Below are 10,156 nucleotides of genomic sequence, written 5' to 3'. Positions count from 1 at the left end.
ATCCCCTGTGTGCCTTGCCAATTTACACCGGTTCAGGCCAGCGCATTGTGTTGGGCGATGTTGCCAAAATCAGCATCACCGATGGGCCACCCATGTTACGCAGTGAAAACTCCCGATTGGCGGGCTATGTGTACATCGACATTCGCGGTCGCGACCTTCAATCAGCTGTGCTTGATATGCAGCGTGTGGTCGCCGAGCAGGTGGAACTGCCTGCGGGCTATTCCATTTCATGGTCAGGGCAGTTTGAATATCTGGAGCGTGCAACGGCCAAGTTGAAGCTGGTGGTGCCATTTACCCTGCTGATTATTTTTGTGTTGTTGTACATGACATTCAAAGTAGTGGATGAAGCTTTGCTGATTATGGCAACGCTGCCATTTGCATTGGTTGGCGGCGCATGGCTGTTGTGGCTTCTTGAGTTCAATTTGTCAGTGGCGGGAGCTGTGGGCTTCATTGCACTGGCGGGGGTGGCTGCAGAATTTGGCGTCATCATGCTGCTGTACCTGAATCAAAGCTGGGCAAGTCGGGTGAAGCGTGGCCTGATAGGCGAGGATGATCTACTGGATGCAATTCGCGAAGGTGCAGTGCTGCGTGTTCGACCCAAAGCAATGACTGTGCTTACCATTCTTGCGGGCCTGATACCTATTATGTGGGGTACAGGTACGGGAAGTGAGGTCATGCAACGGATTGCCGCACCCATGGTAGGTGGTATGGTCAGTGCACCGTTGTTGTCCATGTTTGTCATTCCAGCGGTGTTTTTGCTGATCCGGCGTGGACAAACCCGCAACCCGGCGTGAATTGGGTGTGTGCTATGTAAACCCAGACCGAAGTGTGACGTTGAGAAAGGTGCAGCTTGATTGTCTATATCCCAACCTCACTCACAGAAGGTCAACCAGCCATGTTCAACAAAAGCAGCAGGTCGCGCTCCCTGTCGTTCGATTCAAATCGACGGCAGGGCTCGTTTCTGGGCAAAGTCAGTAAATTTCTTTTTGTAGTGTTCAGCCTCATGGTCGCTACCGCACTCACTTTGTTTGGTGTGTCTTCCTGCCAGGAAAAAGCGGCGGCCCAGCAGGTACTGTCGTACACATCGAAAAACAATTGCGAATTCCGGTTTGAGGGCGTCGGCCACACCCTGATCGAAAATCACTGCGGCAACAGTGCCGGAGTGTATTTCATGACGCCACAGGGCTTGCACACTGCGCCGTTGATCGATCCCGAAGTCAGCACTCTGGTGAGCCAGCACGGTTGTGAAGCCCCCAACAGCTGTGTATTTAATCTGGAAATGAAGACCCGTGCCATCAGTGGCCAGTTTGATTACACCATCAATGGCAAGCAGGGTTTTTACAGTTTTGAATGGCCTCGGGACGAGCAACCTCGCTTGGTAGAAAGCAGCAGTGCATCCAATAAGTCTTGATGCCTTTCTGCGTTCACCATGTTTTTTAAGCTTCAATTCAGGTGAATCGGGTACAGTACTTTCATCATGAAAGTCCGTGCCCTCACTTTTCCTTTTCTTCTGCTCTGCCTGGCTTTGGTTTTACCGCCCTTTGCACACGCAGATGACGACAAACGTATTCGCCAGCTTCAACGCAGTGGCGAAATTCTCTCGCTTGAGCAAATTTTCGATCGTGCCCGAAAGGTCAAGCCTGGGCGTGTGGTCGATGTCGATCTCGACAAAGACGATGGACGTTACATCTATGAAATAGAATTGCTTGAGAGCAGTGGCAAAGTGTGGGAAATGGAGTTCGATGCCCGCACCGGCGAACTGCTGCAACTTGAACAGGACGATTAAGCGCCATGCGACTGCTTTTGGTAGAGGATGACCCGGTACTGGGTGCGCAGTTGCACAAGCAACTGGGCAAGGCAGGCTATGCGGCGGATTGGGTACAAGATGGCATTGAGGCCGAAGTGCAGGGTTGTATTGAACCTTATGATTTGGTGGTACTCGACTTGGGCCTGCCCGGCAAACCGGGTTTGGATGTGTTGAGAACCTGGCGTAAGCAAGGTCTGAAATTGCCGGTCATTGTGCTGACTGCGCGGGGAACCTGGCAGGAAAAAGTGGAAGGTTTCAATGCGGGCGCTGACGACTATGTGCCCAAGCCCTTTCAAACTGAAGAATTGCTGGCGCGCATTGGTGCCGTACTCAAGCGTGCTGTGGGCAACGCGCCCGAGTCTTTGAAAGCCAAAGGTTTGCTGCTGGATGAGGCCTTGCAGACGGTTCAGGTAAATGATGAAGAACCCCAACAACTCACTGCCACAGAATTTCGCTTGCTGCGCTATTTCATGTTGCACCCCGGGCAGCCTTTGAGCAAAACAAGGTTGACCGAGCATGTGTATGAATACGATGCCGACAAGGACAGCAATGTGATGGAGGTGTATGTGAACCGCTTGCGCAAGAAAATTGGCGCACAGTGGATACAAACCCGAAAAGGGCAAGGCTATATATTTGGCGAGCCTGCACCATGAATTCACTGCGCAACCGCTTGTCGTTCGGTTTGATTGTCAGTCTCATGGTGCTGCTGCTGGCACAGTGGTGGCTTTCCTCCAGGGCCATTGAAAACCTGCTGGAGAAACAATTGCTAGACCAGCTACAGCTTGACAGTGAAGCCTTGCTGGCCGGTGTCGAATTTGATGCCGCGGGTGCTTTGGCCCTCAGTACCAGCGGTTTGGTTCCCGCGTATCAACAGCCTTATTCCGGCACTTACTTTGCCTTGCAACACCAAGCGGAAGTTCGCTATTCACGTTCGCTTTGGGATGCCGATTTCACACTGCCAACACCGGGCGGACCGCAGGCATTGATCACTCGTCAATCCGGACCCGATGACCAATACCTCTTGGTGCATGCGCGCACTTACGAGAAAGACAGGCAACTGTTCACCATTGCGATCGCGCGCGACATCACCCCATTGCGCAATAACCTGAAGCAATATCAGCTGGCCAACGCGGGTTTCTCAGCGCTTTTTTTGCTGGCACTTGTGTTGATTCAGCGCTTGATCGTGATTAACACCTTAAAGCCCCTCAATGCAGTGCAAGCAGCCTTGGCCCGTTTGCAACAAGGCGAAATCAGGCAGCTTGAATTTCAGGGCCCCGATGAAATCAAACCCTTGGTTGATGAGTTGAATCGTTTGCTCACTGCGATTGATCAGCGCTTGAAACGATCCCGCGAGGGCATGGGCAATTTGGCCCATGCCTTGAAAACCCGACTCGCCCGGCTCTCACAACTCAGCGATGAATCAGACCGTCGCCAATTCATCCAAGAGGTTCACACATTGACTGCAGAGGTGGCCCGTTTGATTGATCGGGAAACAGCCCGCGTGCGGGTGGTGGGGGATTTGCGTCCAGGCCAGCGCATTGATTTGCTTGAAATACTGAAAGCCTTGGCGAGCAGTTGCAAGGCACTTTACCGCGACAAGGCTTTGCATTTTGACATTCAGGTTCCCCAAGGTACTACGCTGCTGGGCGATCGTGAAGATTTGTTCGAGCTGTTTGGCAATTTAATCGACAATGCATCGAAGTGGGCCAACAACCAAGTCATCATCTCACTTCAAGGCACCACCCTTGAAATTCGTGACGATGGTCCGGGTTGCCCCGCCGACTCGCTGGCTGAAATCACCCAGCGAGGTTTTCGGGCCGATGAAAACACACCGGGCAGCGGTTTGGGCTTGGCGATTGCGCAAGACATTGCAGGTACTTATGGTGCAGTGCTTGAATTCGCAAACAAGGCGCCAGGGCTTGCGGTGCGTATCACCTTCAAGCCCGGCACACTGATTTAGAACCAGTCTTTGTCAACCTTCAACACTTTGCCGGTTTTCGCATCCACGTCCACTTCCACTTCGCGGCCATCGGCATTGACCACCTCCACTTCCCACTTCCAGCCTTTGGCATAGTCGCGGTCATCCAGCTCCAGTTCGGTTACCACGCCCGGGGCTTCTTTCAGTGCAATCTCACGGGCCTGTTCAGCGCTGATCAAACCAAAAGCTTTAACAATCTCAGTGTCTCGCGTTGCATTTGATCGGTCATCATCGGCATGCGATGCCTTGGGCATTGCCATCAGCGTGGCAGTTAGCAAAATCAAGGCAAGGGCAGACAAAGTTGGGGTAGGGCGACGAATCATGTTGTTTCTCCTGTGTGGGTTCAATGTGTTCCCAGTTTAGGAAAGCAAGATGAATTGAAGCTGAAAAAACAGACCGGGATTGTTCTATCGAATTTGTGTTCGCAACAGTGCCTGAATTTCGGATATTTTCGGTGGTTTGGCCAACACTGCATCAATGTGTGGTATCACAGTTGTTTGCGCATCCAGTTGTTTGCCCCACCCGGTCAACAAGGTCACAGGGCACTCTTTGTTGATGTTTTTCAGAGCCTCTGCCACTTGGCGACCATCCATGCCAGGCATGCCCAGGTCTGTAATGACTGCGTCAAAGGGCGTGCCGTCATTCATCGCCTTTGAAAAGAGCTCAATGCCAGCCGATCCTGAGTTCGCAACTTGAACCCGATGCCCACAGGCTGTCAGTCCATCTCGAAGCGCATTCAACACTTTACTGTCGTCATCAATCAGCAAGACATGATAGGTATTCGAGGGCTTGTCTGATGGCTCTTCAAGGGCCACTGCCTGTTTTTGACGACAGGCGGAAGGCAGCAATATTCGGACTGACGTGCCTTGTTGTTCCACGCTGTTAATTTCGATGGAACCATGCATGCGCTTCACGATGCCGTACACCATGGCCAATCCCAAGCCGGTACCACGTTCGCCTTTGGTGGTGTAGAAAGGTTCCAGGCATCGTCGCCGAGTTTCCTCGCTCATCCCCATGCCTGTGTCTCGAATTTCAATCACAATCTGGTCATGATCATTTTTCTTTTCAAGTCGAGTTGCCAGCGTAATTGTTCCACCGTTTGGCATGGCATCCACGGCATTAAAAATCAGATTGATCAGCGCCTCTCGCAATTCAGATTCGGCTGCATCAATTTCCGGAACGTTGCTGTCATGCTCCACGTTAAAGTCAATCGATATCCCGTTGCGCAGTGGGATGTCGTGCCATCTTGCTCTGGTCAATTCCATCGCTTGCTCGCACACCGTCACCAAATTGACGCGAGTCAGTTCAGTGCCTTCCTCTCGTCGTCTTGAAAACTGTCCCATCCGGTCTACGGTTCTTGCCACGTCATCAATCGCCAATTGAATCGTTTTCAATTGCTTGATGCCGCGTTCACTCAAATTGGTTTCCGATCCCAGCAAGGCATCTGTGTACAAGGCCACCGGAGAAATCGCATTGTTGATGTCATGTGCAATGCCACCGGCCATTTCTGCCAAGGCCCTTAACCGCTCCTGCTGAAGCACCAACTGTTGGGTTCGTTGCAAATTCTGGTAAGCCTCTTGGAGTTCCTGCAGCAACTCGGTTTGTGCAAGGGCCAATGCAACATGCTCTGCAAGTTGTCTCAAGAAATCCAGTTCGTCATCAGAAAAAGAGTTCAGGCCTTTTCGGGCCGTGGTGATAATACCCAGTACTTTTTTGTCTTTCATCAAAGGGGCAATCACCATGCTGTCGAGTCCAGCCAACTCATGCATGCCTTCACCTGTCAGGCACATGCTTCCACCCAAGTCGGGCTGATAAACAAATTCGCCTTGAAGCGCACGGTCCAGGTGCACCCCTCTGGCTGGAATGCTTTCATGCAGGAAAAATCCGATCTTGTTGGCTTGTTCTTCGGTGGCTTGGCCAAATGACCTGAATGAAATGGTTTGGTCTTGCTCTGTATAGGATGCAGTCAAGCAAAAGTCAGCAGGCAGCTCCACTTCAATGCTGTTGGTCACGACTTGGTAAATACTGTCCAGGTCATGCCGATTGCCGATCGCGCGGGTGATTTCGTTGAGCAGATTCATGCGCGCCAATTGCGCAGTGCTGCGGCGTTCAGATTGACGGATGTAGGTCATCTCGGTCATGCCACCGATCATTCGAATGCCAGTGCCATGTTCATCCCGAATGATGTAGCCTCTGTCGAGGACATCCAGCCAATGCCCGTCTGCATGTGCGAAGCGATATTCCTCCTGCCAATTCTCAACGTCCGAATTGATCGCTGCAAATATACTTTTGACTGCGCGCTCACGGTCATCGGGGTGTATGCGGTTAATCCACGAGTCGTTGTTGGGTTCTATCTTGTTGCGATCAAATCCAAACAGTTTTTCAAATCCTTCATTCCACCAAATTTCATCTGAAACAATGTTCCAGTCCCAAATGCAATCGCGTGATGCGCTGGCGAGCAAACGGAATCGTTCAGACCCCTCTTTCAAAGCGGCTTCAGCCTGTTTTCTCTCGGTGATGTCACGTTCAATTGCCACCCAATGGGTGTACCAGCCCGTCTCATCTGCCACAGGAACGATTTCAAGTTCCAGCCAGAACATTTCGCCACTCTTGGTGTAGTTGATCAGCTCTTCACGAACTGGCTTCCAGTCCTTTAAAGCATTGCGAATTCGGTCCAAGGCATCGCGTTGAGTTCGCTCGCCTTGCAAAATCCGGGGTGTTTTTCCAATCGCCTCTTCCCGTGAGTAACCAGTACGTCTGACGAAAGCTTCATTGACATAGAGTATTTTTGGACCATCTCCATCAACAGGTTCGGCCTCGGTGATCAGCACGATGTCGTTCAGCCGTTCTACGCAGGTCTCCAGCAACTTCAATCGCTCCGCATTTCGGACTCGCTCTTCTGCAAACAACAGATTCTCAAAGGCAAAAGACAAATTCTTGGCCACGGTTTTCAGCAACTGGCGCACTTCATTGTTGAAAAAGTGAATACCCGCACCAAACAACACCAGGCTGGCGCGCAGTTTGCCCTGCGCATGAATGGGCAGTATGGCGAAGGACTCCAGGCCTTCTTCAATGGCTTGTTTGTGCCACATTTTGGCCTGAGGTTCTTCAGCCACGTTTTGGCAAATATGCATTTTCCCTGCACGCAGGCGATCGACCAGTTCATGATCGCGTGGCAGGGAGGTGGTCTTCATGATTTGTGACACAAACTCTTGCTGAGAACCATCGGCGGCTGTGACTTTCAGATCGCTCAAGTCTTTGCCAAATTGGCAAACCCAAGCCAGTGGCAGCCCACCCAACGAACAGAATACGCTGCACACTTCCTGCAGCAGTTTCTCCGGTTTGTCCAAGGTGGTTGTGATGTCGTTCACGCGTTGCTGCGCTTCCAGCAGGCGGTTCATGTGCATCAAGGTCAATACTGCCAACTTGGAATCGGTGATGTCCTGAAATGCGCCTTGCACCCGGACAATCTCGCCTTTCTCGTTGCGTACAGCTTCGCCCACCACGCGAGCCCATATTCGCCGGCCATTGTTGGAGCGCATTTCAGGCTCCAGCTCAAATGCGAGCCCCTCGGTTGAACAGCGTGCCAGCGCAGCCTCCACTATTTTCTTCCACTTGCCGTGGTAATGGCGCAGGGCATCGTCATAACTGTGGGGCAGTTGGCCTTTGGGAATCTCGAGAATGTCGAATATTTCCTCTGACCAGTAAAGTCTTGGGACCGGACCGAGTTCAATCGCCCAGACACCCAGTTTGGCAAGGCGTCCGCCAATGCGTTGCAAGGCTTCGTTTCGCTTAAGTTTGTCCTCTGCTCGGCGACGTTCCGTCACATCGCGTTGAATGGAGGCAAAATAGGGCACCTCGCCGTTTGAACCCAGCACCGGCACAATGTCCATTTCAAGCCAGTGGGGTTTGCCGCTTTTGCCGTAATTAATCAGTTCAACGTGTACCGATTCCTTCTTCACAAGGGCGGCCCGAACCTTTTGCAGTTCGGTTTTGTCAGTTTCGGGCCCCTGCAACAAACGTGGGCTTTTCCCAAGCACCTCTTCCCGGTGGTAACCCGTTACTTTTTCGAACGCTGAGTTCACATACACAATCCGTGGACCCGGCGCATCAATCGGCGAGGCCTCTGTAATCATCACAATATCGTTGAGCCGTTCTATGCAGGCGCCCAACAATTCCGAGCGTTGTGGGTCAACCTTCTCGTCAGTTGCAATCGCCACATCCAGCTTTGGTCGCTCCGTGTCCGCTGTGGTTGCGGGTGGGCTCACACTGCTGCGGTGGAGGGGCAAGGTCAGAGTGAATACAGCCCCCTTGTCGGGAGCTGATTCCGCCTTGATGTGACCTGCGTGTCTCTCGATCACGCGTTTCACGTTGGCGAGCCCCATGCCATGACCTTCAAAGTCGTGGGCATTGTGCAGTCGGTGAAAGGGTTTGAAAAGTCCATCTGCCCGGTCTGGATCAAAGCCAGCGCCGTTGTCGATCACCTTGATTTCCACCACATCATTCAAAACGTTGGCTTCAACCGAGATTGTTGGCAGTTCGCGAATCTGGCTGAATTTCAGGGCGTTTGAAAACAGGTTGACGAAAACCTGTTCCAACAGGGACTCGTCACCTTCAATGTCGGGCAGCTTGGCGATACTCCAGTCGGCCTGCCGCAAACCTTCGCTTGATTCAACCGATGCCCGCGCTTTTTCGACCACCTCATTTAACACCACCTGGTTGAATTTCAATTCGCCCGAGCCAAGTCGTGCAAAGGCCAGCAAATCAGACACCAGTTGACCGCCGCGCGCGCTGGCTTCATTGATGCGCAGCAGGTAGCGCTGCTCCTGTTCGTCCAGTTTGCTGTGCGCCCGGCGCGTCAGGCTGCCGGCAAATCCCTGAATGATGTGACAAAGCGAATTCAGGTCGTGGGCGACCCGACCTGCGAAATGGTCCAGTTCATGGTTCATTTCCCGCAAGCGGGAATTGCTGCTGGAAAGATCTCGAATCAGCTGCGTGTTTTGCAGCTTGAGTTTGCGCACTTCAATGGCCCGGTTGACTACCGGCATCAACTCGCTGACCTTGAACGGTTTCAGAATGTAGTCCAGCACCCCCTGCTTCATGGCATCCACTGCAGTTTTTATACTGCCATGGCCAGTCATCAAGACCACACTTAAATCGGGGTCAAGTTGGCGCGCACGTTGTACCAGTTCAATGCCGTCCATGCCTGGAAGTCGCAGGTCGGTGAGCAGCACATCAAAGCTTTGGCTTTTCAGACACTCCAGGGCGCTGACTGGTTCAGAAAATCCTTCGACATCAAATCCCGAATCCTGCAGCAGTGAGCACAGTGCTTCAAGTTGGGGTTTCTCATCATCCACGACGATTAATCGGAACTGCTCGAGCATCTAAAACTCCGGTCGTCGGCTAGGTTTAGCAGATTCGCTGATTACAATGTCTCACAATTACTGGATTTCCTTGAATGAATCAATACCCCCTTTTGAGAAACGCTTCATTGGCGTTTCCATTCGTCCTGATCTGGACCAGCGCATTTCCCGCTGCAAAAATTGGTTTGATCGACAGCCCGCCACTGTTGTTTTTAACCTTGCGTTTTCTTGTGGCTGGTGCCTTGATGTTGGCCTGGGCGCACTGGCGTGGAACACTGCGCAAATTAACCCTTCAAGAGTTGTGCGTGTTGAGCGCATTGGGGTTGTTGAATCATGCCCTTTATTTGGGTTTGAGCTGGACCGGCATGGGCAGCTTGTCCTCAGGCTTGTCCACCATTCTTATTAGTGCAAACCCTATCGTGGTCGCCGTGCTGTCTTCTTTTTTGTTGCGCGAACCCCTCACTCGCCAAAAGGTACTTGGACTGGCATTGGGCTTCCTTGGGGTGGCCTTTATTGTTCGTAACCGCATTGGTTCCAGCACAGACACCCTGGAAGGTTTCCTGCTGGTGTTGGCTGCTTTGTTGACCTTGGCGTTTGGTACGGTGTTGTACAAAAAATGGCCAGTGCGCACCGATATTGTGACCGGAACCGGTTTTCAGATCATTCTGAGTGGTCTCTTGCTACTGCCTGTGGCCTTGCTCATGGAAGACTGGTCGGCGATGCATTGGACGCCATCATTTGCGGGAGCTTTTGCCTGGCTGGTGTTAGTGGTGTCGATCGCTGGTTATCAACTCTGGTTCAACCTGCTGGAGCGCGGCAGCGCCAGTGCTGCAAGCGTGTGGTTTTTTCTGACCCCGCCCTTGGGATTGCTGGCTGGAGCCTGGTTGCTGGATGAGCCACTGAACTGGGTTGATTTTATTGGCATTGTTCCTGTTGTACTAGGCATTGTCCTGGTGACCCGGGCGCGTTAGAACAACCCTAAAAAAAGGCGAACCGCGCGGGCTCGCC

8 protein-coding genes are annotated in these 10,156 nt (G+C 52.3%); 6 read left to right on the top strand and 2 right to left on the bottom strand.

Annotation, left to right across the window (positions count from 1 at the left end):
• The 5 genes from A0129_RS14920 to A0129_RS14900 all read left to right on the top strand — a co-directional run.
• A partial coding sequence (locus A0129_RS14920) for an efflux RND transporter permease subunit (protein ID WP_291716204.1) occupies nucleotides 1-794 on the top strand: 794 nt, incomplete at its 5' end.
• Between the two features lie 101 nt (nucleotides 795-895).
• Nucleotides 896-1,411, top strand: a complete 516-nt coding sequence (locus A0129_RS14915; RefSeq protein WP_291716203.1) for a hypothetical protein — start codon at nucleotides 896-898, stop codon at nucleotides 1,409-1,411.
• 66 nt (nucleotides 1,412-1,477) lie between these two features.
• Entirely contained in the window at nucleotides 1,478-1,786 is a 309-nt protein-coding gene (locus tag A0129_RS14910; protein ID WP_291716202.1) for a PepSY domain-containing protein, read from the top strand.
• Between the two features lie 5 nt (nucleotides 1,787-1,791).
• The gene (locus A0129_RS14905; RefSeq protein ID WP_291716201.1) at nucleotides 1,792-2,460 is read left to right on the top strand and encodes a response regulator transcription factor; all 669 of its coding nucleotides are present in this window, start codon (nucleotides 1,792-1,794) and stop codon (nucleotides 2,458-2,460) included.
• Entirely contained in the window at nucleotides 2,457-3,767 is a 1,311-nt protein-coding gene (locus A0129_RS14900) for a HAMP domain-containing sensor histidine kinase (RefSeq protein WP_291716200.1), read from the top strand. Before A0129_RS14905 ends, A0129_RS14900 begins: the two co-directional genes overlap by 4 nt.
• On the opposite strand, the gene A0129_RS14895 is transcribed toward A0129_RS14900, so the two are convergent.
• The gene (locus A0129_RS14895) at nucleotides 3,764-4,108 is read right to left on the bottom strand and encodes a PepSY domain-containing protein (protein WP_291716199.1); all 345 of its coding nucleotides are present in this window, start codon (nucleotides 4,106-4,108) and stop codon (nucleotides 3,764-3,766) included. The genes A0129_RS14900 and A0129_RS14895 overlap by 4 nt on opposite strands.
• A gap of 84 nt (nucleotides 4,109-4,192) precedes the next feature.
• The gene (locus tag A0129_RS14890) at nucleotides 4,193-9,169 is read right to left on the bottom strand and encodes a PAS domain-containing protein (RefSeq protein ID WP_291716198.1); all 4,977 of its coding nucleotides are present in this window, start codon (nucleotides 9,167-9,169) and stop codon (nucleotides 4,193-4,195) included.
• Between the two features lie 74 nt (nucleotides 9,170-9,243).
• Here A0129_RS14890 and A0129_RS14885 point away from each other — a divergent pair, with 74 nt between their 5' ends.
• The gene (locus A0129_RS14885; protein WP_291716197.1) at nucleotides 9,244-10,119 is read left to right on the top strand and encodes a DMT family transporter; all 876 of its coding nucleotides are present in this window, start codon (nucleotides 9,244-9,246) and stop codon (nucleotides 10,117-10,119) included.
• The last annotated feature ends 37 nt before the right edge of the window (nucleotides 10,120-10,156 follow it).

The sequence above is a fragment of the Limnobacter sp. CACIAM 66H1 genome, from assembly GCF_001601825.1.
Classification (GTDB): Bacteria; Pseudomonadota; Gammaproteobacteria; order Burkholderiales; family Burkholderiaceae_B; genus Limnobacter.
The sequence above is the reverse complement of the archived record's forward strand: the minus strand, read 5'-3'. Positions and strand labels throughout refer to the sequence as shown.